Annotated in this window: 25 protein-coding genes and 1 pseudogene; 12 read left to right on the top strand and 14 right to left on the bottom strand. The window is 59.2% G+C overall.

Going from position 1 to position 26,003, the window contains the following annotated elements; genetic code table 11:
- Window positions 1-217: 217 nt before the first annotated feature.
- From G8O24_RS21305 to ertE, 4 genes are all read right to left on the bottom strand, one after another.
- Window positions 218-1,123, bottom strand: coding sequence for a helix-turn-helix domain-containing protein (locus G8O24_RS21305; protein WP_188102721.1), 906 nt, complete (start codon window positions 1,121-1,123; stop codon window positions 218-220).
- Between the two features lie 149 nt (window positions 1,124-1,272).
- Window positions 1,273-1,647, bottom strand: coding sequence for a calcium:cation antiporter family protein (locus G8O24_RS21300; protein WP_368736609.1), 375 nt, complete (start codon window positions 1,645-1,647; stop codon window positions 1,273-1,275).
- A 33-nt stretch (window positions 1,648-1,680) separates the two neighbouring features.
- Window positions 1,681-3,036, bottom strand: a complete 1,356-nt coding sequence (locus tag G8O24_RS21295; RefSeq protein ID WP_188102719.1) for a UbiD family decarboxylase — start codon at window positions 3,034-3,036, stop codon at window positions 1,681-1,683.
- Between the two features lie 11 nt (window positions 3,037-3,047).
- Window positions 3,048-4,328, bottom strand: a complete 1,281-nt coding sequence (gene ertE, locus G8O24_RS21290) for an N-carbamyl-l-glutamate amidohydrolase ErtE (protein ID WP_188102717.1) — start codon at window positions 4,326-4,328, stop codon at window positions 3,048-3,050.
- A gap of 145 nt (window positions 4,329-4,473) precedes the next feature.
- Between ertE and G8O24_RS21285 the strand changes: the two genes are divergently transcribed.
- The 3 genes from G8O24_RS21285 to G8O24_RS21275 all read left to right on the top strand — a co-directional run bounded on the left by G8O24_RS21285 (window position 4,474) and on the right by G8O24_RS21275 (window position 5,945).
- Window positions 4,474-5,043: a UbiX family flavin prenyltransferase gene (locus G8O24_RS21285; RefSeq protein WP_188102715.1), complete on the top strand. Its 570-nt coding sequence runs from the start codon at window positions 4,474-4,476 to the stop codon at window positions 5,041-5,043.
- A 395-nt stretch (window positions 5,044-5,438) separates the two neighbouring features.
- Window positions 5,439-5,699 (top strand): tautomerase family protein, encoded by a 261-nt coding sequence (locus G8O24_RS45635; protein WP_188102714.1) that lies wholly within the window; start codon window positions 5,439-5,441, stop codon window positions 5,697-5,699.
- Window positions 5,700-5,729: 30 nt separating this feature from the next.
- Complete coding sequence (locus tag G8O24_RS21275) at window positions 5,730-5,945, top strand: tautomerase family protein (protein ID WP_188102711.1); 216 nt, start codon at window positions 5,730-5,732, stop codon at window positions 5,943-5,945.
- A gap of 17 nt (window positions 5,946-5,962) precedes the next feature.
- Here the strand turns inward: G8O24_RS21275 and G8O24_RS21270 are convergent, their stop codons facing one another.
- A complete protein-coding gene (locus G8O24_RS21270) occupies window positions 5,963-6,871 on the bottom strand; it encodes a MarR family winged helix-turn-helix transcriptional regulator (RefSeq protein ID WP_188102709.1) in 909 nt (302 codons plus the stop codon).
- Between the two features lie 207 nt (window positions 6,872-7,078).
- Between G8O24_RS21270 and G8O24_RS21265 the strand changes: the two genes are divergently transcribed.
- The 3 genes from G8O24_RS21265 to G8O24_RS21255 all read left to right on the top strand — a co-directional run bounded on the left by G8O24_RS21265 (window position 7,079) and on the right by G8O24_RS21255 (window position 10,598).
- Window positions 7,079-8,413, top strand: a complete 1,335-nt coding sequence (locus G8O24_RS21265) for an MFS transporter (protein ID WP_244645934.1) — start codon at window positions 7,079-7,081, stop codon at window positions 8,411-8,413.
- A gap of 62 nt (window positions 8,414-8,475) precedes the next feature.
- Window positions 8,476-9,783: a histidinol dehydrogenase gene (gene hisD / locus G8O24_RS21260; RefSeq protein ID WP_188102707.1), complete on the top strand. Its 1,308-nt coding sequence runs from the start codon at window positions 8,476-8,478 to the stop codon at window positions 9,781-9,783.
- 53 nt (window positions 9,784-9,836) lie between these two features.
- Window positions 9,837-10,598: an SDR family NAD(P)-dependent oxidoreductase gene (locus G8O24_RS21255; RefSeq protein ID WP_188102705.1), complete on the top strand. Its 762-nt coding sequence runs from the start codon at window positions 9,837-9,839 to the stop codon at window positions 10,596-10,598.
- 87 nt (window positions 10,599-10,685) lie between these two features.
- On the opposite strand, the gene G8O24_RS21250 is transcribed toward G8O24_RS21255, so the two are convergent.
- On the bottom strand, window positions 10,686-11,633 hold the full coding sequence (locus tag G8O24_RS21250) for an AraC-like ligand-binding domain-containing protein (protein WP_188102703.1): 948 nt from the start codon (window positions 11,631-11,633) through the stop codon (window positions 10,686-10,688).
- A 272-nt stretch (window positions 11,634-11,905) separates the two neighbouring features.
- Here G8O24_RS21250 and G8O24_RS21245 point away from each other — a divergent pair, with 272 nt between their 5' ends.
- The gene (locus G8O24_RS21245) at window positions 11,906-13,348 is read left to right on the top strand and encodes an amidase family protein (protein WP_188102701.1); all 1,443 of its coding nucleotides are present in this window, start codon (window positions 11,906-11,908) and stop codon (window positions 13,346-13,348) included.
- Window positions 13,349-13,783: 435 nt separating this feature from the next.
- On the opposite strand, the gene G8O24_RS21240 is transcribed toward G8O24_RS21245, so the two are convergent.
- The 3 genes from G8O24_RS21240 to G8O24_RS21230 form a co-directional block, all read right to left on the bottom strand.
- Window positions 13,784-14,575, bottom strand: coding sequence for a TetR/AcrR family transcriptional regulator (locus G8O24_RS21240; protein ID WP_188102699.1), 792 nt, complete (start codon window positions 14,573-14,575; stop codon window positions 13,784-13,786).
- A 135-nt stretch (window positions 14,576-14,710) separates the two neighbouring features.
- The gene (locus G8O24_RS21235; protein WP_188102697.1) at window positions 14,711-15,160 is read right to left on the bottom strand and encodes a nuclear transport factor 2 family protein; all 450 of its coding nucleotides are present in this window, start codon (window positions 15,158-15,160) and stop codon (window positions 14,711-14,713) included.
- Between the two features lie 68 nt (window positions 15,161-15,228).
- Window positions 15,229-15,981: an SDR family NAD(P)-dependent oxidoreductase gene (locus tag G8O24_RS21230; protein ID WP_188102695.1), complete on the bottom strand. Its 753-nt coding sequence runs from the start codon at window positions 15,979-15,981 to the stop codon at window positions 15,229-15,231.
- Between the two features lie 153 nt (window positions 15,982-16,134).
- Between G8O24_RS21230 and G8O24_RS21225 the strand changes: the two genes are divergently transcribed.
- Window positions 16,135-17,067, top strand: coding sequence for a GlxA family transcriptional regulator (locus G8O24_RS21225; protein ID WP_188102693.1), 933 nt, complete (start codon window positions 16,135-16,137; stop codon window positions 17,065-17,067).
- Window positions 17,068-17,377: 310 nt separating this feature from the next.
- Here G8O24_RS21225 and G8O24_RS21220 read toward each other — a convergent pair whose 3' ends face one another.
- From G8O24_RS21220 to G8O24_RS21210, 4 genes and pseudogenes are all read right to left on the bottom strand, one after another.
- Window positions 17,378-17,587, bottom strand: coding sequence for a hypothetical protein (locus G8O24_RS21220; protein ID WP_188102691.1), 210 nt, complete (start codon window positions 17,585-17,587; stop codon window positions 17,378-17,380).
- Between the two features lie 144 nt (window positions 17,588-17,731).
- A pseudogene (locus G8O24_RS45630) lies at window positions 17,732-17,890 on the bottom strand (hypothetical protein); the annotation flags it as partial.
- Window positions 17,891-18,090: 200 nt separating this feature from the next.
- A complete protein-coding gene (locus G8O24_RS21215; protein WP_244645933.1) occupies window positions 18,091-18,900 on the bottom strand; it encodes a type 1 glutamine amidotransferase domain-containing protein in 810 nt (269 codons plus the stop codon).
- Between the two features lie 123 nt (window positions 18,901-19,023).
- Window positions 19,024-19,821 (bottom strand): SDR family NAD(P)-dependent oxidoreductase, encoded by a 798-nt coding sequence (locus tag G8O24_RS21210; RefSeq protein ID WP_188102687.1) that lies wholly within the window; start codon window positions 19,819-19,821, stop codon window positions 19,024-19,026.
- Window positions 19,822-19,932: 111 nt separating this feature from the next.
- Here G8O24_RS21210 and G8O24_RS21205 point away from each other — a divergent pair, with 111 nt between their 5' ends.
- The gene (locus G8O24_RS21205) at window positions 19,933-20,913 is read left to right on the top strand and encodes a GlxA family transcriptional regulator (RefSeq protein WP_188102685.1); all 981 of its coding nucleotides are present in this window, start codon (window positions 19,933-19,935) and stop codon (window positions 20,911-20,913) included.
- 101 nt (window positions 20,914-21,014) lie between these two features.
- Here the strand turns inward: G8O24_RS21205 and G8O24_RS21200 are convergent, their stop codons facing one another.
- The gene (locus G8O24_RS21200; protein ID WP_188102684.1) at window positions 21,015-21,941 is read right to left on the bottom strand and encodes a LysR family transcriptional regulator; all 927 of its coding nucleotides are present in this window, start codon (window positions 21,939-21,941) and stop codon (window positions 21,015-21,017) included.
- Window positions 21,942-22,280: 339 nt separating this feature from the next.
- Between G8O24_RS21200 and G8O24_RS45415 the strand changes: the two genes are divergently transcribed.
- The 3 genes from G8O24_RS45415 (at window position 22,281) to G8O24_RS21185 (ending at window position 25,999) form a co-directional block, all read left to right on the top strand.
- Window positions 22,281-23,180 carry a helix-turn-helix domain-containing protein gene (locus G8O24_RS45415; protein ID WP_188102682.1) on the top strand — a complete coding sequence of 300 codons (900 nt, stop codon included), beginning with the start codon at window positions 22,281-22,283 and terminating at the stop codon, window positions 23,178-23,180.
- 324 nt (window positions 23,181-23,504) lie between these two features.
- Window positions 23,505-24,488: a GlxA family transcriptional regulator gene (locus G8O24_RS21190; RefSeq protein WP_188102680.1), complete on the top strand. Its 984-nt coding sequence runs from the start codon at window positions 23,505-23,507 to the stop codon at window positions 24,486-24,488.
- A 134-nt stretch (window positions 24,489-24,622) separates the two neighbouring features.
- The gene (locus G8O24_RS21185; RefSeq protein WP_188102678.1) at window positions 24,623-25,999 is read left to right on the top strand and encodes an NAD-dependent succinate-semialdehyde dehydrogenase; all 1,377 of its coding nucleotides are present in this window, start codon (window positions 24,623-24,625) and stop codon (window positions 25,997-25,999) included.
- The last annotated feature ends 4 nt before the right edge of the window (window positions 26,000-26,003 follow it).

The raw sequence follows: 26,003 nt of genomic DNA, 5'->3' as shown, positions 1-26,003 counted from the left end.
CCGCATATCGCTCCGGCCGTCGACATGCATGGCACATCGACGCCGCATCGAGATGATCAAGCGCGTGAGGGAGCCTCATCGAGTTGCGCGCGATTCGAGCGGAATTGTCTCGGCGCCGGACCAAGGTCCGGCGGCGCGGCCGCTCTTGAACCGTCACGCAGAATTCACGGGATGGAGGGTATGACCATAGCGCGACGGCCGCGCGGTCGAGCGGGCCTTAATTTTTGATCGAACGGGCCGCGCGCTTGCGGATCTCGCTCGGCGACCGCCCGCTTTCCCGGCGCATGGCGTGGGCAAGTGCCGCGCCGCTGTCGAAACCGACGCGAAAGGCGATTTCGCCTATCGGAAGGTCGGTCGTGTTCAGCAGTTCGCAAGCGGCTTCAAGGCGGACTTTCTGCTGAAATTCGCCGATGGACGAGCCGGTTAGCTCGCGGAACAGCCGGGTCATATGTCGCCGCGAGACGCCGAAGCGCGCTTCCAGCGCATTCAGCGGAATGTTCTGGTCGATGTGCTGCGTGAGGTAATCCTTTAGGTCGTCGACCAGCGCCACCGCGTGCTCGCGATGCGAGGCGCCTGATACGGCCTCGCCCGCCATGACCTCGGCAATGCACTGAATTAGCAGGGCCGACGACAGGCCCCGGCGAACCCCGGCGTTGCCATAACCGCTTGCCTCGACCCGGCCTGAAAGCTCCTGCAGGGCGCGCAGCCTGGAGGTCCGGCGAAACAGCGCGGTTGCCTGCGTGCGTCGCCGAAATTCCTTCAAGGAGCCGATTTCCTTGTCGAGCCTCTGGATGGCGGGATGCGTGACGTACATGGCCACATGGCTATGCGAGCCGAGGCCGGCCTGGGTCGCGTGAGCCCGATCGGCCGGTACGACGGCAAACCGGTCTTGCGAAAGCCAGGTACCTTCGCGTTGGCCCTCGTGCTTGAGCTCGATCGCTCCACGGCTTGGCAAGATGAACATCAGGCAATCATGCCAATGCCAAGGCATGGCGTAATCGTTGCCTCCGACCACTGCGGCATGCTCGCTGTCAGCGGCGATTAAAAGATCGGCATTTGCTGTCCGGCAGAGCTTTTCAAAGGACCTCAGCATCGGGGTACCCAGTGTGACTGCTGCAACCATAGCAGCCGCCCTTGCAGCTGCGCAATGCCGACAGGCTTACCACCAGCCATGCGCGGGGCATGGTATCCGGGGTGCACTATCCATACGAGCGCGAAACCGAGCGCACCTCAACATGAAGCACCAGTCTCACCGGCCCAGGTACTCTCGCCCTACACCGGACCATGGGAGCCGGGCGGCACCACGTAGAGCGTCATCGCGAAAATTGCATAGATGCACAGCAGGAGCGGATCGACGAACCAGGCCGACCGTCCGCCATTGGTCACGATGCATGCGACAACGGTGGCAATCATCACCTTGGTGACCGTGCCGACCAGAATTGCAAAGCCATCGGCTTCGCCCGGCGACGTAGCTGAGCAGCACCAGCACAGGCGCGACGACAGGGCGATCTGTGACGCGCTGCCCAATGCGATGCTAACGCTCATATCGAGCCTGTTCCGGCGAGCCGCGGAAAATGCAACCGCCATCTCGGCTGCGCCACCGACCAGGGCGACCACGATGAACCGACGAAGGCCGGAGTCAGCCAAGCGATCGCGGCTCCGCTTGCTAGTTGTGCGAGGTCAGTATTGATCAAGTTCCGCAGCGACACGGGCCAGAACGTCGCGGGGGGCGCTGACGAATTCGGACCGGCTCAGGGGCTCACCGTCACCAGGATGCGTCGTGGCGATCATGGCGATCTTGGTCACGGTGAGATCCTCATGGACGGGATCGCAACGATCGGCTTTGACCCCCTCAACCACCATCAGGTCCTCGTGCCCACGGAAGCGCGCAGCGAGAGCCCATTCCACCTCGCGCGGATTCTCGATGTCGATGTCATCGTCGACGACGGTGACGAGCTTCAGCAGGTTGACCTGACCCATGGCCAGCATGGCGGCCCGTTTGCCTTCGCCAAGCCGCGGCTTATGCATGGAGATGATCGCGTGCAGTCGGCCCATGCCGCCCTCGGTGATGAGAACGCGCCGTACAGCTGGAATCATGCGCTGCAGGGCCTGCCGCAGCGTGGCGCCGATCGCGATGCCGCCGAGCAAACAGTGCTCGCTCGCATATCCAGGGAGAACCGCCTGGTAAATGGCGTCTTGCCGTCGGGTGATGCAGGCAATGCAGCCGCCCATTCCGGCGCCGTAACTGACGTAGAAGCCATGGAATTCCGATACCGGACCTTCTTCGATCTGCTCGTCAGGATAGAGTTCGCCTTCTAGAACGATCTCTGCCTCAGCGGGGACCTCCAGATCCACGGTCTTGCATTTGACTAGTCTGAGCGGCTCGCCGAGCATGCCGCCGATATTGTCGAATTCGTCATCGCCGAGACCGAGATAGAGCTGGGACCCAAGGAGGACGGCCGGGTGGTTCCCGATGGCGACAGCGATGGGAAGCCGCTTGCCGAGGGCTTTGGCCTTTTCCGCCAGAAGATTGAGATGGTGATTCTTCGCGATGCCGGCCATGATCCTGCCGCCGCCCTCGAGCCGAAGTCGCGCAATCGATACGTTGCGGCGACCGGTCTCGGGATCTTTTGCGATGATCACGCCGGCGGTGATGTAGGGGGCTGTCTCGCGTTCGAACCAAGTCGGAACGGGCAGGGAAGCCTTCAGGTCGATATCGCCGGATTGGACGACCTCTTGCACGGGCCCCGAGCCGGTTATCACGGGCTTGACTGGGTGGGACAGCGCGCGGATGCAGAGATCATCGAGCCTGTCCGGCTCGACGTTCAGTCCTAGAGCGAATCTCGCGCGCGAGACCAGGAGATTGCCGACGACCGGTAATGAGCCGGTTTCTTCGAACAGGATCGCGGGTCCTCGATCCTTAAGCGCCAAAACGGCGCCGATCTCAAACTTCGGATCGGTTCGGCGCTTCACACGATGAAGAGCTCCCGATGTCGCGAGCTGCGATAAATATCCACGCATGCTTTGATCGGTCATTGACTGTCGCTCTATTTTTCCTTCGTTCGAAGGCGGTCCGAAGTATCGAGTGATCTGACCGCATCGTAAAGAGTGGCAGTGCCCATCGCCAACGCGCCGGGATCCGCCCACTCATCGGGGCTGTGACTCTTGCCTTCTAGGCAAGGAATGAACAGCATAGCCGAGCGCCCGATACGTGCAATGAACGCGGCGTCGTGACCGGCTCCTGACGCCAATTCGGTCGTGCTATAGCCGAGCCTCGAAGCGCTGCGAGCCAGTGCGGCTCGAAGCTCTGGGTCGCACGGGGTCGGGGCGGTTCGCGAGATGATCTCAAGGCGCTCGCGTTCAACGCCGACGCGGTGAGCCGCCTCCAGACTGTGCCGATCGAGCAGCTTGATGAAGGCCTCGATCTCCTGGCTATCCTCGGCGCGTATGTCCAGGACCAGCCGTGCCTGTCCGGGCACGACGTTTGCGGCGTTCGGCGAGATCTCGATCATCCCCGTGGTCGCCACGAAGTGACCGCGCGCGCGCTCTGCTTGCAGCGTCCCTTGCCTGGAGGCCCAGGAAATCACTTCTGCGGCTGCGACCGCGGCGTCGCGGCGCAATTTCATCGGTGTGCCGCCGGCGTGGTCCGCCGACCCGCGAAACAGCAGTTCGACCCGCACGATCCCGACTATGCCGCTCACGATGCCGAGTTCAATGTGGGCATTTTCAAGAACGCGGCCTTGCTCGATATGAAGCTCCAGATAGGCCGCTATCTTTGGCGGTTCGGTCTGCCCCAGGGTGCCGGGAGCACCTCCTGCCCTCGCGATGGCGTTGAAGAGGCTCTCGCCACCGGCGTTCGTGCGAGAAAGCATGTCTTGGCTCAACGCCCCCACCATGGCTCGACTGCCAATACAAGATAAGCCGTAGTCGCTCGGCTCCTCGGCCAAGAAGTCCACAATCTCCAACGGGTGGTCGAGGGGGCGCCCGGATCGTACCACCGCGCGTGCAACCTCGACCGCTGAAATGACACCGGCGGCGCCGTCAAACCGACCTCCCGACGGAACGGTGTCGGTATGTGATCCGAGCATGATCGGTGGCAGTGGTCGACGTCCTTCGAGCCGGCCGATGAGGTTGCCGCCAGCATCCATCCGGCGCGTCAGGCCCGACCGCGTGAACAGCTCGCTGAGCCATTTTCGCCCTTCGGCAAAACGAGGCGTGAATGAGCGGCGAGTCCAGGGACGATCCGGCTCCGTGATGGCGGCAAGCGCCATCAGGTCGGTCCATAGGCGGTCGGCGTCGATGCTCGACGAGCTCGGATCGAATGGCATTCGCTATGCTAAATACGTGGTCGCGCCGTCGCGCCAATAATCGTTTCCGGAAACAGCTATCACAAAGCGCGTTGCGCCCCATTCCGCAAGCTCGCTCCGTTGACAGAGGACCGCGACCAGAGCATTTCAGAGCAAAGGAGAGCACATGTCGGACAAGGCGCGGTTGATCGTCGGAATAACCGGAGCATCGGGCATTGCTTACGGTGTCCGCCTCCTGCAATTGCTGCGGCAAACCCCAGTTGAAACTCACCTCGTGGTTTCGCGAGCTGGAGAGATCGCCATGGCGCATGAAGGTCCTATCAAGGTATCGGAAGTTCGAGCACTTTCGGACCGCTGGTACAAGTTCGACGACGTTGCGGCGCCGATTTCGTCCGGTTCTTTCCGTACCCAAGGCATGATCATCGCGCCCTGTTCGGTCCGAACGATGTCCGAGATTGCGACCGGCGTTACCTCCTCGCTGTTGTCCCGTGCCGCAGACGTCGTGCTGAAGGAGCGCCGACGACTGACCTTGCTCGTCCGCGAGGCGCCGCTTCATACCGGTCACCTCAGGACCATGACGACCCTCTCGGAGCTGGGCGCCATCATCTATCCGCCCGTCCCGGCGCTCTATACGAAACCTGCAGATATTGAAGAGATGATCGATCAGACGATCGGGCGTGTTCTTGATCTCTACGATATCGATCTCGGTCTCGTGTCACGGTGGAAGGATTCGTAGCCCTTCCCAGAGACCTGCAGATCGATGGAGCCCGGTGGAATCAATGATCAGGAGATGATCTGACGCTGCGCTTTGACCTCGGTGGCTGTTAGGGAAAGGTTTCGGCCGTTCCAGCAGGAGCCATATTAGTTCGACGCAGCCTTCGACGCGAGCTACGCCTCGCAAGGCAGAGGCAAACCGGCTTGAGGATGATGCGCTCGAACAAGACCCCTGAATGGGTCATGTCGCGTCGAGTGGAGCGTGGGCCCAACGTGTACGGCCTGCCCTTCCGGCTATCCCCGCGGAGTGTCGCTCCGCGGAACTATCCGACATTGCCGGGACGAACTACAGGTCTCGTTGACAAGAAAGGTGTAGACCAATATACTGCCCGCGCAAAAGGTGAAGGGAGACGCTCCGTGGCAGTTATCCAGTGTGACATCCGTAGAGGCAGAACGCCGGACCAGAAGCGCATCATGGGCGAAAAGCTCACGCGAGCCGTTCATGAGATCACGGGTCTCGATATCGACAATATACTCGTGATTTTTCGGGAGCAGCCTGGCCAAGATCTGCTCGAGGGTGGTGTAGTGCTTCCGGACTATCAGGCCGGTCCGAATGGCGAAGATCTCGCAGGAGCAGCCGAATTCGAAGCGCGGGCCCGCAAACGCAAACAATCTTAAACTAGCTTTGGAGCCTCAGGGAGAGCCAACATGCCCTACATTTGCTGCGACATTCAGGAAGGCCTATCCGACGACCAGAAAGAACGGCTCGCTGATGCGATCACGCAGATCACGCATGAGTCGATCGGCTCTCCTATGCCTTACATCCACGTAGCGATCCGCGAATTTCCCAAAACAAGCTTCGTGCAATCAGGCCTCCGGGGCCGCGATTACGGCAAGCCTGCAATTGCGACCGCCGCCGAATAAGAGATGTGTGGCAGCCTTCAAAGTGCTTTGGCTTTCAGGGCTGCCATTAGAGCCTTGTCGAGAATGCCGTTCCATTTCGAAAGCGCTGCGTCCGGCATACGCGACCTTTGAGCTTTCAGCCACAGCGGGGTTGCCGCTTCGAAGGTTCTCAGACCGGCCGCGGTAAGCGACAGCCCGACCGAGGGCTTTTTAGCTTTTTCGATCCATTTGAGGCGCTTCAGCCCGTTGATGGCCAACGTTGCAGAGGCCTGATCTAAAGCCAACAGAGTGGCGATGTCTTGAACACGTACGTTGCGATTCTCAGCTACTGCTGCAAGAACGTGGAATTGCGTCGATTTGATTGCTTCTGGGCGCAAAATTGCATCGTATTCTCTCGTGACGTAACGCGCTGCGCCGCGAAGCGTACTATTCGCGCATCGCTGGAAGTCGATTGAATCCGATGTGCCGTCTGTCTCATCGAAGCCCTCGGCGTCATGTGACATGACGTAGAGCCTGCGCGGAGCCTGTTCGTTCAGCGCAGCGGCAGCCCTGAGCGTCGCAAGGATTTCGTTCCAACCTGCGGTACCCAAACCTCCCAAAAGGCGTCGTTGCGCCAGCCGCCACTTCGGAACGGCAGCCTTCAACGTTTCTATTCCCGCGTCTGTGAGCGCAGGAATTTGGATACGCTGGTCGACCTCAGACACCTGCAATTCGACAAGGGATTTGCTGGCGAGAAGCTGCAGGTTGCGTGTCAGGGTGGTCCGCTCGAGAAGCATGACCTCCGCCAGTTGAGAGACTCCCAACGGCACGAACCGGTAGATATTTCGCAGCGCTGAGAATTGAGCTGCATTCAGCCCGGTGGGTTGCAAGGCAGCATCGTAAAGCACCGCCGTCGTGCGGGCGATCATCCGCAATTTCAGGCAGATACATGAATCAACGACCGACATGGCTTCGTTCCGCTGGAGATAAGTGCTGCGGCCGGCGCGCCGCTCCGGAACCCTTAGCACGCACATTGTCGCACACAATGTCGCAAATCGCGCTTGCCGAGTCAAAAATATTTGTCTACACCTATCCCGCCGCGCAAGGAAAACGCTGATCCAGGCGGGCGCAACCAGACCAATATAAATCGAGGAAATGCGTCAAGGGAGGTCGAAATGGCAGGTGAAAGTCTGCTCGTCACGCCGGAAGCGCTCACAATTGAGGAGCCTAGTGCCCAAGTTGGGAAAGGGCGGATCCTCACGGCGAGCGTAATTGGCAGCGTCATTGAGTGGTACGACTACGCTCTCTACGGCACGGCTGCCGCGCTGATCTTCGGCCATCTGTTCTTTCCAAAGGCTGATCCGATGGTAGCGACGGTCGCAACGTTCGGAACGTTCGCTGCCGGATTCATCGCTCGTCCGTTCGGCGGCCTGATCGCGGGCTATTATGGCGACAAGATCGGGCGCAAATCGACTCTGGTTTTGACGTTGATGACTATGAGCCTCGCGACGACGTTGATCGGCTGCTTGCCTACCTATGCCCAAGCTGGTGCGCTTGCGCCGATATTGCTTTTGCTTCTTCGGATACTCCAGGGCATGGCCGTCGGCGGAGAATGGGGAGGGGCCGTCTTGATGGCCGTCGAATTTGCTCCGGCTGGCCGGCGCGGCTATTGGGGATCGTTTCCCCAAGTTGGACCGTCCGCCGGAATTCTCCTCGGGACGGCATCGTTTTCGCTCGTGTCGTTCTTCGTGAGCGAGGCTGACTTTCTGACCTGGGGTTGGCGAATTCCCTTTCTGATCAGCCTGCTTCTTGCGGCGGTTGGCATGTACATTCGTTTGCGCGTGTCGGAGACGCCCTCGTTCAAGCGGATTCATCAGCTGACGCGAGAGACGAAGAACCCGCTGATGTCGGTGGTCCGCGAGCATCCGCGCGAGCTGTTTCATGCAATCTTCGCTCGCTTTGCCGATGGCGGAAATTTCTACCTTCTAACCGTCTTTCTGCTCGCCTACGCAGCCGACCAGGCGCACATTCCACGCTCGCAGTCTTTGATCTGTCTGATGATCGGAACGTTCGCGAATGTCATAACGATTCCCTTCTTTGGCCGCTTGTCGGATTCTCTAGGCCGCCGAGCCGTTTTTATCGGAGGTGCGATTTTCATGGCGGTTTGGGCCTGGCCGATGTTTGCGATGGTCGACAGCGGCAAGGCGTCAATGCTGGCTTTCGGCTTGTCGATCATGATGATCTTCGGCCACGCGCCGGTGTATTCGACCCTTGCGTCGTACTATGCCGAGTTGTTTCCCGCGCGGATGCGCTACAGCGGAATCTCGATCGGTTATCAAAGCGCGGGCATCATTCTCGGTGGGTTTATGCCGTTGATCGCAAGCGCTCTCATCCTGACAACGGATGGTAAGCCCTGGCCGGTGATTTTGATTATCGCCGCGCAGTCGCTGATCGCCGCCTTGTCGCTGTATCTCGGCCCTGAGACCTACAAGCGCGACATTTCAATGTAAGCACCGCAAGCCCGCGGGGGGCTTTGGTGCTCCTCGCTTAATTCGATTCAAGGAAAGCGAAAATGGCTAGAACGTTGAAGCAGAGCCGAAGCGCCGAGGCGCGGGTCGAAGATCTGACCAAAGTTAGATTGACCGTAGAACAAATCTTGGCAGACATCGAGGCCAGGGGGGATGGCGCGGTCCGGGAGCTTTCAAAAAAGTTTGATGGCTGGGATCGCGAAGACTACCGGCTCACGGAGGACGAGATTAAGGCATGCGTTTCGCAATTGTCCAAGACAAACCTCGATGACATCCGTTTTGCGCAGGAGCAGGTACGAAATTTCGCGAAGCTTCAGCGCGATTCGATGAAAGATATCGAAGTTGAGACGCTGCCCGGCATCGTTCTTGGACACAAGAACATCCCGATCAATTCGGTTGGGTGCTATGTTCCGGGAGGCAAGTATCCGTTGCTTGCATCCGCGCATATGTCTGTCATAACCGCCAAGGTGGCAGGCGTTAGCCGCATCGTGACGTGTGCGCCGCCTTACAAGGGAAAGCCCGCACCGGCGATCGTGGCTGCGCAGCACCTGGCTGGCGCGGACGAGATTTACTGTCTCGGAGGCATACAGGCGGTGGGCGCTATGGCCCTTGGTACAAAGAGCATCTTGCCGGTGGACATGCTGGTAGGCCCGGGAAATGCCTTTGTGGCTGAAGCAAAACGCCAACTGTTCGGTCGTGTCGGCATCGATCTTTTTGCTGGTCCCACCGAGACCCTAGTGATTGCGGACGAGAGCGTGGATGGTGAAATCTGCGCAACGGACCTGCTAGGGCAGGCCGAGCATGGGCCAAATTCTCCTGCTATCCTGCTAACGAACTCGGAAAAGCTCGCGCGCGACACGCTTGCGGAAATCGAGCGTCTGCTCGGCATTCTTCCCACAGCTGCGGTCGCCCGACAAGCATGGGAAGACTATGGAGAAGTGATCGTTTGTGACACCCTCGAGGAGATGGTCTCCGAAGCCGATCGGATCGCTTCGGAGCACGTTCAGGTGATGACCAGCGATCCAGACTACTTCTTGAAGCACATGACCAATTACGGCGCACTCTTTCTCGGACCGCGTACAAATGTCGCCTACGGCGACAAGGTGATCGGAACCAACCATACCCTGCCTACCCTGAAGTCGGCCCGCTACACCGGTGGGCTCTGGGTCGGAAAATTTCTGAAAACGTGCACCTATCAGCGGGTCCTTACAGACGAGGCTTCCAGCATGATTGGCGAATATTGCTCTCGGCTCTGCATGCTGGAGGGCTTCGTCGGGCATGCCGAACAGGCGAATGTTCGCATCCGTCGCTACGGAGGCAAAAACGTCGCTTATGCGACCGCGGCTGAATAGAAAGAGAGGGCCTCGGCGTCGCTTGAATTCGTCGAGGCCGCACGGGCCAAACAATGCTTTCGGCAATTCCTTCATTTCGAATAGATGGTCGTCGCGCGCTCGTTACGGGCGCGGGACGCGGCATTGGACTTGCCGCGGCATGGGCGTTAGCAGAGGCCGGGGCACACGTCACGTTATGTTCGAGAACGCCCTCCGAAATCGGTATCGCTGCGAAGGCTATTCGCGACGAGGGGGCGTGCGCTGACGTGTTGGTGCTCGATGTGACGGACCTGGAAGCAGTATCGGCTGCGATCCATGAGTCGGAGCCTTATGATATCCTCGTTAACAACGCTGGCACCAACCGGCCGAACCACATGACGGCCGTCTCCGCCGTTGACTTCGACTACGTCATGAATCTGAATGTGCGCGCGTCTTTTTTCGTTGCGCAGGCCGTGGCGCGACGGCTCATTGCGGCCGGCTCGCCAGGGTCCATTATCAATATTTCCTCCCAGATGGGCCACGTAGGCGCTGAGAATCGTTCGCTCTACTGCGCTTCGAAGTGGGCCATGGAGGGCTTTTCGAAAGCCATGGCTCTCGATCTGGCTCGGTACAGGATCCGCGTCAATACCATTGCACCGACCTTTATCGAAACGCCGATGACAAAACCGTTTTTCGACGATCAAGCGTTCAAGGACCAGGTAATGTCCAAGATCAAGCTGGGTCGCTTGGGGCGCGTTGAAGACGTAGTCGGCGCGGTAGTTTATCTCGCAAGCGAAGCATCCAGTCTTATGACAGGAACATCTATGCTCATCGATGGAGGATGGACAGCGGAATAAGGCGAGAGACATCGCGTCGCCCACTCGTCGCTGTAGGGGCTCTTTTCGGGAACCTCATGTTCTGGCTCCTGCGTTCCAGATGACTAGCTAGTGTCGACTGCGCCTTATGAGGTGTGGTGACATTCCGAAGGAATTTTTGAAGGCGCGGCTGAAGTGAGACATATCGGTGAATCCGAAACTCACTGCTGCGTCTGTAACCCGGCAAACGTGCCCCTCCGCAAGCGCCTTGTAGCACGCAAGAAGCCGTTGTTCCCAGAGCCAGCGGATCGGCGTCGTGCCATCGATCGCGAAGAGGCGATTGAGAGTGCGCGGAGCGATATTTTGCGCTTTCGCAATAGTCTCGATGTCGAGATCAGACCTATGAAGATGCGCCAAAATGTAGCTTTTCACCTGCGTGAGCAGACGCTCGCGGGCGCATCCAACTTCCGGCGGACCCGCCAGCTCGGCTTCCATCGTCGTGGCAAGGATGTCGAGAGCAGAGCTTCCGAGACGATCGATTACGTGAGTGTCAGCCGGTTCGCCGAACTTAGTGATCTGGCGCACGATTGTTCCGGCCAGTGCGCCCAGCTTTGAATCCCCCGCTATACGGCGGGCTGTCAGCCCACGCGCTCTTGGCAAGCGCGAAATTAACAACGGTCGAGGTATGTTCACCATGATAGCGCGGTAGTCTTGACGAAATTTCAGCGTGAAGGGCTGAGCTTGATCATAGAGAAAGAGATCGCCGCTTTGTGCCCGCGCCTCGCGTCCGTCCTGCGTTAGGCAGACCCCTCCGAGCAACACGAGATACAACATGAAGTGGTCCCGCGGGTCCTTGCGGATCTCGGCAGGTCCACGGTCCAACTGGGTCAGATCAGAGGATAAGCGACCGTCACTAAACCCCAATGCGCCAAATCTCCAGCTACTGATTTGAGCGCTAAATGGGTAGTCAGAATCGCGTCGGGCCTCGCAGTAGGAATAGTTGCGGCAACTCACCTGATGCCAGCGATCATAGCCCTCGCGATCTTTGACAGCCTCAAGATTCTGCATCTTAAGCATTTAGCCCCCTCCAATCTGTTCATTTGCGAGGGTCTGGCAAGCATCGTGCCATCGCAAACCACGACAAGTGGCAAATGTCCCGCCCAGGGCCGTTCTAGTGCCAACCTGCAGATTTCAGCAAATGCCCAATGGCAAGCAATGTCAAAAGGGCGGGCAAAAAAGCCAATTGGCAGGCAAAGGCCACTTGCCTGGCAGTTTGAGCGCAGCGGCGCGCCAACCAACCATGGTACGGACCGACACCATCTTGAGTGTACCAATGAGGGAAACACCCCGTGTCCGATCAGAAGTCCTCGAACGATCTTCACGAACTTTCCGTCGCGGAAGCGGCCGCGGCAATCCGAGGCGGTTCGCTTAGTGCCGTAGCGTATGCTGCTGCTTTGCTACGCCGCTGTCGCGAAAGGGCTGATCTAAGGGCGTTCATTACGCTCGATGAAAACTCGATTTTGGAGGCTGCTCGCGTCTGTGATCTGCATCGCGATTCCAATAAGCCAATGGGTCCGCTTCATGGAGTACCGATCGCTATCAAAGACAGCATGCAGATAAGGAACATCCGGACGTCAGTAGGAACGAAGGTCCTCGCTGGATTTCGGCCCGAACAAGACGCCGCGGTCATCTCCTCGCTAAGGGCAGCTGGTGCCATCCTGTTCGGCAAGAACAATCTTCCGGAAATGTCGTTTGGATACACAGGCCTGAATGTACATTATGGCCAAGTCAGAAACCCTTATAATGTCGAGCGCATCACTGGTGGATCTTCAAGCGGTGCCGGGGCTTCCATTGCGGCAAGATTAGTCCCCGCTGCACTTGGCGGCGACACGGTGGGCTCGATTCGGCTCCCCGCATCGCTGTGCGGTATCGTTGGATTTCGCCCGACAACCGGTCGCTGGCCGACCGCCGGCGCAGCTCCGATATCACATACGTTCGATGCTATCGGTCCACTAGCTCGCACGGTGGAGGATTGCGTGCTCCTCGACGCGGTAGTCACGGGCTACCAACATCCACCGGCCACGTCCGGCCCTGGCCTAGAGGGTGTACGGATTGGATACGCGCCGAAACAGTACCTCGACCTCGTCGATCCAGAGGTTGAGCGTGCTTTTAAATTATCAATTGAGAAGCTGAAGGCTTCCGGCGCGGAAGTGATCGAGATTGATCTCGGTGACGACTTTCTGCCGCTTGTAGAAAAAGCAAATTGGCCAATTTTCTGGCACGAAGTAATGCCGCACATCACAAAGTACCTTGAAGAAAACAATGCGCCAGCGACATTTATGGACATTTACGAAGGACTCGGAGACAACGTTAAGGTTTGGTGGACCGCCAGCGTGCTTCCCAGTGGTCCAGATTATGTTTCGAAGGAGGCGTTTCTGGAATCCGTGACCGTGCATCGCCCCTTGTTGCAGAAACGCTACGCGGAGAGTTACTGTTCGAACGGCATCGATGCTCTGATCTTTCCGACCACGCCCACCGTTGCACCACCTATTCCCGCCGATGAGGAAATAACTATCGCGGGCCAGAAAGTCCCTGGCTTAGCGATCAGCAAGAACGTTGTCGCTACCAGCTGCGCGGGCATACCGGGAATCAGCCTACCCATCGGAATTTCCGCGGATGGTTTGCCGATTGGAATGGAAATCGACGGGGCGGCCGAGCAAGATGGTAAGCTGCTCAATCTTGCTGCACGTATTTCAGCGGTCGTCGGAAAAATACCCGCTCCACCCTCATAGTCACGGAGCGGCCAACAGAGCCCCGTCAGGTCGTCGATCCTCGGCTTAACCTGCCGTGTGAATGCCGGCTAACTCGAGGCTAATCGGACCAAGATGAAGACATGCTCGATCCAGATAGTTCTGGGAGGAGGGGTGTCATCAATGCCGTCGCTGCCCGGCGGAGCGGCATCCGGGTCTAGACTTCTGCCGGTATTATCAGGTGACCGGCATCGCCTTTTACGAAGAGCTCGCTGCCCACTACCACCGCCGAGTTTGCCTTTAGTGTCCCATTTCCCGGAGGCGCGTAAACGTTTCTGTTGCCCTGCGTTCGGTCTTGCCGACATGGGACGATTGCCTTGTCGCCTATCACACTAACAGTCGGCTCGAGGAAAATGGCGATATTTTTTAAACTTGTTGAGCTTGCTCCAGTCGGCAAGCTCCAATGAATCAACACCATCAGGCTGGTGATGCGGACACGCTGAATAGCGCGGCCGCGATTAGACGGCTTAAACCCTCGCGTGTGTTAGCGTCGTGTTTATCCCGGCAGAGTCGGATGACGTCGGGCTCCACCAAAGCACAGGCCCCTGCCTTCACGCGCTTGGCTTCCTGCTCAAGATCAGCCTCGAGCGCCAAGTCACCAGACACGCTCGCTTCTGTGAGAAAATTTGCGATGCGGAGAATGACCCGTGCACTGTAGTGAGAGTAGCAGGGCCATTGTTCTGTAGCGGCGTCTGCGAGCAACTCACTGATCTGCGGCTCGGAATCAGATGTGATGATCAAAGTTGTATTCAAGCCTAAGAGAAAGCCGCTGAGCCTGTCCTGCGCAGAGTTGCTGTTGCGTGTAGCGCAAGCGACGGCTGTAAGCTCGGCCTCGCTCAGGTAGTGAGATGCCAGAGCGTTGAGGATTGCGCGTCGGCTCGGGAAATACCGATAGACGTTGGCGGCTGAGAAGGCGCAAGCGTCCGCGATGTCAGCCACCCTGATCTTGCGATGGCCATACATTCTCAGAAGAATTTCCGTCTCGACGAGAATGAGCGAGGCTTGGTTCTGAGGCTGACTTGGCAAAACGCTGAACAGCTGCGGGTTCGCACCTAGCCTTCCCGTTGGCATAATTCGGTTGGCACAGGTCGAGTGGCGACAGGTCTCTCCAGAGATATCGAGAGGGTCGCCGTTCTGACGCGTCTTTAGGCAATCTCCAGCCTGATTGCCGATGGCCGAATTCTTCGACGGCCCAGGAAAATCATGCATGAGAGCCAACTCCGTGGCGAGCGGTGGCCAAAGATAAGGGATCGTGTTTGTTCGATCGGTGTAGAGCGCCCGGGCTTTAGGACACAGGGCCGGCGATAGCCCTCACAGGCCAGCGGCAGACAAACGCAAATTATTTCAATCAGGCACGTCCGCTAGGCCATTGGGGAATAGCATGCGTGCCGTGAGAATGACGTTCAGATATTCCCGTAGAATCTTGATCTTACCGCCTTCGGCTACCAGTTGGCTGACGTAATCCTGTGCGTAAACCCGCTCGGTCCCGTCGATAAAGCCGTCCGTGTGGTATCGGACGAATACAATATCCGCGCCTTTCACCTCGTGAATCTCGATGTTCGATACCGTGAACGACGAGAAATGAGACCGGATCATCTCCAGGACTTGGCGAAGAGCGACTTTTCCCTCAAAGCGAGAAGGTATCCCGAGAACCGGAAAATAAGGAAATTCAAACACTCCGTCATCAGCGAACAGATCGACACATCGATTGATGGAAGTGTCGAAATGTCTCAAGCAATCGAAGAACTCATTCAGCAGCTCACGGCTCGACAACATTTGCGTGTCCTTTTTCATTGATTGGCTCCAAGGGGCCCGCTGCACTAAGCTGGGGGCGGCCGGCCCGCGGAACGGCCATCTCGCAGCTAAATCTGCGCGAGACCACCGTCGACGAAGACCTCACTTCCGTTCATGAAACTGCTTTCATCGGACGCCAGGAATGCGACGACCTTTGCAATCTCCTCGTCGAGCCCCGTACGCGACAATGGCGTGATCGAGGCCGCGAACTCAAGGAAGCCGTCGACTTGCTCCTTCGGAAGGCCCGATTCGCTCCAAGCGGGTGTCTTGATGACTCCGGGACTCACCGCGTTAACCCGAATATTCCGACCCTTGAGATCCGATGACCAAGTGCGCGCGAACGAACGGACCGCGGCCTTAGAAGCGCTATAGAGACTCCAGTTGCCGAAGCCCTTGCTGGCCACGATCGAGGCACTGAGAATGATGGAGCTTCCGGGACCCATCAATGGCAATGCCTTCTGAACCGTCCAGATTACGCCCTTGACGTTGGTGTTGAGAAGCCCGTCGATGTGTTCTTCGGTAATGCTTCCCAGCGGAGCCGGTGTTGCATATCCTGCATTTGCGAACACGGCGTCTACGTGCCCGACCTCCGTCTTTACGCGGTCGTAAAGGCGGTCAAGGTCGGCGGGCTTGGTGACGTCGCCTTGAACTCCGATCGCGCGTTCGCCCAGGGACTTGACCGCGGCTTCCAATTCGGACTTCCGGCGTCCAGTAACATAAACCCGCGCCGCGCCCTCTTTAAGAAAGGTCTTAGCGGTGGCGAGACCAATGCCTGAGTTGGCTCCAGTAACCACAGCGATCTTGCCTTCAAGCCGAGGCATGGGTTTCTCCTTTGTTTCGAAATGATGAACGGCTGCCGACGATGACCGGAATAGCCAGTCTCCACTGGCATTGCTGACGGGCACCCTTATGGCCCTTGCTTATTGTGGCTGGAATGTCATAGTTGCCACCTTTCTAGCCATACGGAGGTTCCGATGCACAGGGTCGGGCTCGTCGTCTATCCGAGCTTTCAGTTGGTGTGCTTGGCGGCGAGTTCGGTATTCGAGGTCGCTAACCTCGTGCTCGACACGCCGGCATACCAGGTGTCGGTCCGCTCTGAAGCGGGAGGCGCCATCAATGGATCCGGTGCGGTTACGGTTTTGAGCGAACCGATCGGTGAAGTGCTTTTCGACAGTCTGATTGTCTGTGGTGGCGGCGCCATGCCAGAGGCGTCAGATGCACTCGCGCGATACCTTCAGCGCGCCACCAAAACTGCGCAGAGGATCGCTGCAATCTGCACCGGGTCCTTTATCCTCGCTCAAGCGGGACTGCTGGCGAACCGGCGTGCGACGACCCATTGGATGATGGCTGATGCGTTGAGGCAGCGATACCCTGACGTTCATGTCGAAGCCGATCGCATTTTTATCCAGGATGGCCAAATCTGGACGTCTGCCGGAATGACTGCTGGGATTGATTTGGCACTGGCCATGGTCGAGGCCGATCACGGAATCATTGTTGCCAAATCGGTCGCGCGCCAACTCGTTCTCTACCATCGCCGTGCCGGAGGGCAGTCGCAGCATTCAGCGTTGCTGGATCTCGCTCCCAAGTCCGACCGAATCCAGAATGCGCTTACCTATGCGCGGTCCAATTTGAAGAACACGCTTTCGCTCGACGAACTTGCCGAGGCCGCCCATCTTAGTTCGCGCCAGTTTAGCCGCGCGTTTCGGGATGAGACGGGCCAGACCCCGGCCAAAGCGGTGGAACGCCTCCGCGTCGAAGCCGCGCGCCTAATGCTGGAAGACGGACGTCATACCGTCGAGACGGTCGCGTATGAGACGGGTTTCGCCGATCGCGAACGCATGCGTCGTGCCTTCCTACGTACGCTCGGTCAGCCTCCCCAAACAGTGCGCCGAAATGCTCAGGTCTAAGCCCAGTTTGTCGTGCTCTAGACAACTATCAACGAGGTTCGAAACTTCAAGCTCGGCGCCGTGGCAGACGCCATTTTGCCACGGCCCCGTTGCCGAGTTCGGGCCTGGTTCGTCTGGACGTCCGATCGCGACCCTGTATCAGTCGCTCTACTCCCCCGCGTGCCGACGCCATCGTCGGTACTGCCTCAGGTGAATCTGCGGCGTCCACTGCATAATTAGCTCGATTGGAAACTGCGGCGAAAAGTTGTCGGTCCTCATGTCGCCTGACAGGTCGCCGCAGGGCTCAAAACTGCGGTACCTGCGATAACCTTCAATGCGCTTGCCGCGTCTGCGCCTGATCATTCCAAAGGCCGATCAATTGGGCCAACGCGGTCGCCTGCACGCCAAGGAGTGCGTTCGTACTTTGCTTAACGAGCGCACCGGATCCAGGAGGCGCGACGTGGGTAAAGGTGATTCCCATCGTCATGAGCAACGGTCCAGCCTGTTTCAATATCTGTTCGCCTCCACCGATGAAATACACAAGCTGGCGCCTTCGGCCTGGGGACGAGAGCCGGCTGCCATGGGGGCTTGGAGCAGGTGACTTCTGCGCTCGGCGATGGCCGATCCGAGCTCTCGGATGCATCCAGGTGTGACAGTAGAACTCTCGATCACAATAAGCTCCCTCCTTCAGCCCCGCCAGAGCGCCGTGGTTCGGGGAAAGCACGACCTCCAGGCAAGCTTCGTCTTCGCATAGCATGGCGAACACAAAGTCCACGTCAGAGGCGGCCTCTTTCAGCGTCGCCGCTTGCTTGGCTCCCATCCGGCCGAGAGCAGTAGCGGCATTCGCGGTCCGGTTTCATACCGTCAAGGCGTGTTTGGCCTTGATGACATGGGCGGCCATGCGAGCCCGATGGCGCCCAGCCAAGCAACGCTATATTTCTCGACATTGGTTCCTCCACGATCTTCCGTTAATGCGAGTAGAAACCACTGCTCCGGCGGCCGATTTAGTCGAACGCCGGAGCATCATCAGGGTCAGCAGGTCCCTTATCGTTGAGCGTGCTGCTTCAGCTTGGCGACCAGGGCGTCGCCGAAGGCAGGCGCCGACATCGGTTGTTGACCGGTGATCAGCTCACGGTCGATCACCACGTTAGGGTGCCAGTTGGCGATGCTCTCGACCCGTGCGCCAGCTTCGGCGAGTGCATTAACCGGATAGAACTGGACGTTTCCGCCCAGGCCGTTCGGACCTTCCAGAGCCTGCTCTTCGCCGGTCGAGAAGATCGTCACGCGATAGCCCGCGTAGGGCCAGCCCTTCGTCAGGCTGCTCGCCTTGCCGTCGCCGGCGATCATCGAGGCGATGAACGCATCGGGATCGGGAAGTGCCGACAGAAGCACGATCGGGCCGTGGCAGATGATGCCGGTCGGACGACCGGACTCATGGAAGCTGGTCAGGATCTTGCCGAGGTTCTTGTCCTTGAGCAGATCGACCATCGGGGCATGACCGCCCGGGATGAACAGGCCGACGTATCCGTTGGTGCCATCCGCGACGACCGAAGCCAGCGTCTTCGGATGCTTCAGCGCTTGGAGGTTCTCAGCATACTTCAACGCCGCGGCCCGTGCAGTGTCGTCGCCGCCGAAGAACATCGCGTTGTTGGAGTTCGCGTCCATCACCGGCAGATCGCCGTTGGGATTGGCAATCACCGGCTCGTAACCGGCCTCGACAAGCTTGCGGTAGGGAACGACGAACTCGTTGAGATAGTAGCCGGTCTTGTAAGTCTTGCCGTCCTTCAGATCGAGCGAGTTTGCGCTCGACATCACGACGAGAACCTTGCCTTTGGTTTGGGCGGAAGCGGTCATTGGAGTCACCATCGTTAGGGCGAGCGCCAGCGCGCCGCCGAGTCTGCGGAAAAACATTTCGGTTGCCTTTGGTTGGAGGGACCGCGCGGGATGCGAGGTCCCTAGTTCGGTTGGGGAAGCCCGTCAGGCCACGTGGTAACGTGCGGCGGGTTTGGGGTTGCGGAATTTGGGGGCTAGGTCGCGACGTTCCTGCTCCCAGCGGGTCCATGCCTCGCCTTCGTGAAGGCCAGGGATGGTCACCGTCTCACCAGCGTCGAGGCCGGCCAAAGCCGCATCGACAAGATCCTCGGCTCGCATGGTGATCTCGGAGGACTTCTGCGGGGCATAGCCCGCGACGTCCCAGAATTCGGTGGCGGTGGCGCCGGGTAGCACCGTCTGCACGCGAACGCCCTTCTCGGCGAGATCCTTCTGCAGCGAGTGGCCGAAGCTCAGCACGTAGGACTTCGAGGCACTGTAGACCCCGTTCAGGGCTTCCACCGCGATGCCGACCACCGACGAGATGTTGATGATCGTACCTGCGCCGCGCTCCACAAAGGCCGGGGCAGCCGCGTAGGTCAGACGAGTGAGAGCGGTGATGTTGAGTTCTATCATCGCTTCCATCTTGTCGACGTTGGCCTGTAGGATCGAAGCGACCGAGCCGACGCCAGCGTTGTTGACCAGCATGGTGATGCTCGGATCTTTGTGGATAACTGCCTCGACCTTGGCAATGCCGGCCTTATCGCTGAGGTCGGCCTGCAGCGTGGTGATCTGGCGGCCGGTCTCCAACCGCAAGCGGGCGGCCAATGTGTCGAGACGGTCCTTGTTGCGGGCGACCAGGATCAGGTCGTAGCCGCGCTTGGCGAGACGGTCGGCGTAGATGGCGCCGATGCCGGTCGACGCGCCGGTGATGAGTGCCACTCCTTTAGGCGAGGTATTGGTCATTGGTTTTCTCCGTATTTGGTGCTCGAGATCGAGCGTGCAGACGGAGAATAGGGTTGCATTCCCAAGTCTCAAATGTCATATAAACGTAGATTTAGGACATTGGAGGCCGCCTTGCGCGACATCGCATTCCTCGTCTACCCCGGATATTCGCTGATGGCCCTCGCCGTTACGGCAGGCTTCGAAGTTGCGAATTCGATGGTCGATCCAAACCCTTACGACCTTCACTTCGTCTCGGAGCAGGGGGGGCCGGTGCGGACGTCGGCCGGGGTGACGCTTCAGACCGAGGCTTTCACGGAGAAGCCGTTCGATACGCTCGTCGTCGGCGGGGCGACCTATCCGGAGCCGTCCACACCGGGTCTGATCTCCTTCGTCCGCGAGGCCCCGAAACGGCACCGACGCATCGCGGCCGTGTGCACCGGTGCGTTCGTGCTTGCCGAAGCCGGGCTACTGAACGGCCGGCGGGCTACCACGCACTGGATGCACGCCAGAGACCTGCAGCGGGCCTACCCGTCGATGAAGATGGAGGAGGATCGCATCTTCATCAACGACGGCCCGATCTGGACCTCGGCTGGCATGACTGCTGGCGTCGACCTCGGACTGGCGCTCATCGAAAACGATCTCGGCCCGGAGCTCGCGAAAGCCGTAGCGCGCAAGCTCGTCATCTATCACCGCCGCGGCGGCGGCCAGTCGCAATTCTCAGCGCTGCTCGAACTCTCGCCGAAGTCCGATCGCATCCAGGCCGCGCTCGCCTACGCACGGGACAATCTGCACAAGCCCTTGACAGTCCCTGACCTGGCAGATGCCGCTCGTCTGAGCCCGCGGCAATTCAGCCGGGCGTTCCACGCCGAGACGGGGCAGTCACCGGCGAAGGCGATCGAGAATCTCCGGGTTGAGAGTGCTCGTAATCTGATGGAGCAGAGCCGTCACTCGATCGACGAGGTGGCCCGCCAGACCGGCTTCAGCGACCGCGACCACATGCGCCGCGCCTTCTTGCGCGCGTTCGGGCAACCGCCTCAGGTACTCAGGCGCAACGCACGGCTCGAATCGGTGGATATGCATGATGAAGCCGACGAACGCGAAACGGCACTTTAGGTCCATCGCGGATTGGTCTGCTTCCATGCCGGCATATGCGGTGAGACGCTAAGCGAACGGCTCGCCAGCTCCAGGCCCGATGTACCGCTATTGTAACAATATTAGGCGGGCGCAGGATGCGCTCGCCCTGACTGAGATGGCGTCCACTTCAGCACTTCTATCAGCGCCCGCAATGCAGGCGTCACGTGCCTGCTGGGGTAGTAAAGATGCCAGCCGACGAACGGGTGACACCACTCGTCCAGGACACGAACAAGGCGTCCGGCTGCCAGGTGCGGCGCAGCGGTTTCTTCGAGCATCATACCTAATCCTGCGCCGGAAAGAATCAGGGTCTCTGCAAACTCCAAATCATTCGCGACGATGAGTTGACCGCCTGTCCGGTGGCGGACTTCTGCGCCGTCGCGCTGAAGCGTCCAGGGAAAGGTCCCATTTCCGCTCAGGCTACGGTAGTTGACGCAATTATGGCGCTTCAGGTCGTCGGGCGACAGCGGGTGAGGGTGCCGTTCGAAATAGGCCGGAGCACCAACAACGATCAGGCGCGTCGACGGGCCGACGCGGATGGCGACCATGTCCTGTTCGAGATTGTCGCCCCATCGGATCCCCGCATCGAAGCCATCGCGAACCAGGTCGGCAAAACGGCTTTCGACACAGATATCTACGGTAATCTTCGGGTTATCGAGGAGAAACCGAGGCAACGCGGGTGCCAGCACGATTCGGGCTGCAGGCTGCGGTGCCGTGATCCTGATCACGCCGGAAGGATCGCCGCGCCATTCCACCATGGATGCGAGACCAAGTTCCACTTCTTCCACGGCGGACACCACGGAGCGCAGCAACCGTTCACCGGCCGGGGTTGGGGCGACACTTCGTGTCGTACGTGCCAGCAAACGGACCCCCAAGCGGGTTTCAAGTACCCTCATCATATGGCTCAGCGCAGAAGGAGATACGCCGAGTTCCGCGGCAGCGCGCGTGAAGCTTCGAGTGCGGGCGATGGTCGCATACGCCAAAAGGTCGTCGAGTTCACCTCTCTTCATTGCTGAATCTCGCTCACAAGCCCTTGCGACATGGAATCATATCCTGCGTCTTGATGCTCGGCTACTTTGTACCCTAGGTAATTTGCGATCCTGCCACACAAGTGAACGCATCTCCGATCCGGTGCATTCGTGCTCTTGGCATCGTGGTCACGATCGGAAGCGCTGGCCGCTCAACGAAAGAGAGAAGGGTACACCAAGCGTGTTTGAGATCGCGCGTATCACGTTGAAAAATGAGGGCTGCGAGTGCTGCAGGGCATCCGGCTCGCCAAACCCCGCCGACGCGTCGCGAGTTCTTCCCACGGTCGTAGTCTTCTCGAAATGTGACAACAAGGTAGCGAAGTGAGCGCGCTATTCGAACGAGGGCGCCGAAAGTACAAGTACGCCACCAAGCTGCGGACGTCCGATTCACTCGGTTGGCAAAGCATGTTCGTGGAACATGTGCACCACGCGCCGGGCGTTGCGCCTCCCGTTCAGATCGAGCTGATGGAGATCATTCTCGCGACCCGGAGCGCCGACAGTTTGATCTCGCGCAAAGCGCACGGTACGTCGGTGTCGAGTCCATTGGGGTTTGGCACAACGTGGCTATGCCCAGTCGGCTCCGTCGAAGATGAAGTCGTGGTCCACGGCCCTTCGGAGCTTCTGCATCTTTATCTACCAACCTCCGGGTTTGCCCAGCTCTCAGAAATCTACGGCAGCCCGCTCGTCCGGCCGACAGCGATAGGTCAGCTCAACGGCTTTCGGGACGACCTTATCTGCCAGATCTGCCAGCAGGTGCTGAGCCAAATGCAGAATCCGACGGCCGCCGGCCGCGTCCTTGTCGATACTCTGGCCCTCAGCCTCACCGCTCGCCTGGTTCAAGCCTACGGGATCACTCAAGCGCGGTCACCCGACGCCACCATCGATGGCCGGTTCGGACTAGGCGATGTCCGACTTCGCAGGGTCTTGGACTACATGAGCGATCACATCGAGCAAGACATCGGCATCGATGAACTCGCATCGATCGCCTGCCTAAGCCCCTTCCATTTTGCCCGCATGTTCAGCGCGAGCATGGGCGTTCCGCCGCACCGATACCTGTCGTCATTGCGGCTCGATCGTGCAAAATCCCTCCTCAGCCGCAGCGATACTTCCATCGCCGAGATCGCCTTGGCAACCTGCTTCTCAACCCAGGCTAATTTTACTCGCGCTTTCAAGGCCGCGACCGACATGACACCTGGCGAATATCGTCGCCGAGCGCGCTGAAGCGATCAAGGAAGCAAAGATAAGGCGCTCCAACTGCCGTCATTGGAACGACCAATCCTCGAAATAGCTGGCGCGGCACCTCGCCGCTCAAGGGTCTATTCGTCTAAGTCCGCAATCCAGGAATGCGACCACAGCAAGCGCAGAGAATACGCCCGCGGTTGGGCCGTTAAAATCGGCGCGTTGATGCGCTGATTTCCTCGGCCGCTACCGACCAAGTGTTTTGACCAGAGATCAGGCCATGCCCTTCGCCAAGGCGAACATCGGTCGGAGCCTCCGGATTACCTTGGCATCGGCGGAGCCGAGACCGTTGGAGGGAACATAGCCATGCGTGATGTCGCGTTTGTTGTCTATCCGGACTATTCGACGATGGCCTTGGCCGTCGTCATGGCCTTCGAGGTTGCAAATTCGGTGGCCAAAACCAAGGTGCCGCCCTACGAACTCCATTTCGTTTCAGAAACTGGCGGGAAAATCAGAACTTCGTGCGGCATGATGCTGGAGAGCGAACCGTTCACGGAGATGCCGTTCCACACGCTCTTCGTCGGTGGCGCGACAATCCCAAAGGCGTCGACGCGTGGCCTGCTCGCCTACGTGAGGGACGCGCCCAAGCGGCACCGCCGGATCGCCGCGATCTGCACCGGTGCTTTCGTGCTCGCCGAGGCGGGTCTCCTGGATGGACGTAACGCGACGACCCATTGGATGCACGCGCCGAAGCTCCAAGCGCAGTATCCGAAGGTGAAGCTCGATCATGATCGGATATTCACGAACGACGGTCCGATCTGGACGACGGCGGGTGGGGCCGCAGGTCTCGACCTCAGCCTCGCCTTGATTGAGAAAGATCTCGGCGCTGATTTTGCGAACTCGGTCGCTCGCGAGCTCGTCATCTATCATCGTCGCACTGGCGGTCAATCGCAGATCTCCACGCTCCTGGAACTCACACCGAAATCCGATCGAATTCAGGCAGCGCTGACATATGCACGGGACAATCTGCACAAACCGCTGACCGTTCCCGATCTAGCAGATGCGGCTCGTCTTAGCCCTCGGCAGTTCAGCCGCGCATTTCACGCCGAGACGGGTCAATCTCCGGCCAAGGCTATCGAGACCCTTCGGGTCGAGGGCGCTCGCAACCTCATGGAGCAGAGCCGTCATTCGATCGACGAGGTGGCTCGCCAGACCGGATTCAGCGACCGCGATCATATGCGTCGGGCATTTGTGCGCGCATTCGGTCAGCCGCCTCAGGCGATGCGGCGAACGGCGCGGCTCGAGGCGAACGCGTATCAGGAGGCTCCCCACGTCACGATTCGGGCCTGACCGAGTATATCGCCAAGGAAAAGCAGAGTCAGAGGTCCCGTGAAACCAGGCCCAGCTCTACCACGCTAACAAAGAGGCGCTCTTCGCCAGAAGCCCATCGATGGTCGCTATCGAGCCTTCTGAAGGAAACCACCATGGTCTACCAAACGATCAACCCGACCACGAATGAACTGATCAAGACCTATCCCAACCACACCGACGCAGACATCGAGGCGGCGCTGACCGCCGCGCACAAGCTCTATAAATCGAGCTGGTCGCAGGGCCCGATTCAAGCTCGCTTAGAGATACTGGAGCGGCTGGCCGATCTCATCGATTCTCGAGCCGACGAATTGGCCAAGATCTGCGTCCAAGAGATGGGAAAGCTGATCTCCGACGCCCGCGATGAAGTATGGATCATCGCCGAGATCGCCCGATTTTATGCCCGCGAAGCTGAAGGCTTCTTGGCGCCGATCAAGATCGAGTCCGCACTCGGCGAGGCTTGGATCCAGCATCAACCGCTCGGCGTGATGATGGTCGTTGAGCCCTGGAATTTTCCGTACTACCAGTTGATGCGGGTGTTCGCGCCCAACTTTGCGGCGGGCAATCCCGTGCTCGCCAAACATGCCAGCATCGTTCCTCACTGCGCCAGTGTGTTCGAGGGATTGGTGAACGAGGCGGGCGCGCCCAAGGGCGCCTGGGCGAACCTGTTCATCACGTCCAGTCAGGTGTCCGATATCATTGCGGACGACCGTGTGGTGGGCGCAGCGATGACAGGGTCAGAAGGCGCCGGGGCAGCCATCGCCACCCAAGCGGCTAAGCACTTGAAGAAGTCGACCCTGGAGATGGGTGGCAATGACGTCTTCATCGTCCTCGATGACGCCGACATGGACAAGGCGATCAAAGATGGCGTCTTTTCTCGCCTTCACATCTCCGGCCAGGAGTGCATCTGCGCAAAGCGCTTCGTGCTCCATGAGAAGATCGCCGGTGAGTTTCTGGATGGTTTTACGAAAGCCATGGCGGCGGTGAAGATCGGCGACCCGATGGAAGAGGACACCAGGCTCGGACCCCTCTCCTCCGCCGGTGCGAGCGCCGGTCTCGCCAAACAGGTCCAGCGTGCTGTCGACGCGGGCGCGACGCTTCATTTGGGTGGTAAGCCGATAAACCGCTCCGGCAACTTTTTCGAGCCCACCATCCTCACGAACGTAACGCGCGACAACCCGGCCTACTTCGAGGAATTCTTCGGCCCGGTAGCCCAGATCTACGTCGCTAAGAATGACGACGAGATCGTCGAGCTGGCCAATGACTCCCGCTTCGGTCTCGCTGGCGCGCTATTTTCCAAGAATATTGAGCGCGCCAAAACTTTGGCGTCACGCATCGAAACGGGCGCCATTTGGATTAACACGTTCGCCTCCACCGCGCCTGAGTTGCCCTTCGGAGGCGTCAAGCGTTCCGGCTACGGCCGCGAGCTATCGCACCTCGGCATTAAGGAATTCGTGAACCAGAAACTTGTTGTGGTCGGCGAGGCCGCCTGAGGCT

This window comes from Bradyrhizobium campsiandrae, from assembly GCF_014529705.1.
Taxonomy (GTDB): Bacteria; Pseudomonadota; Alphaproteobacteria; order Rhizobiales; family Xanthobacteraceae; genus Bradyrhizobium; species Bradyrhizobium campsiandrae.
This window is presented reverse-complemented; position numbering and strand designations above follow the sequence as displayed.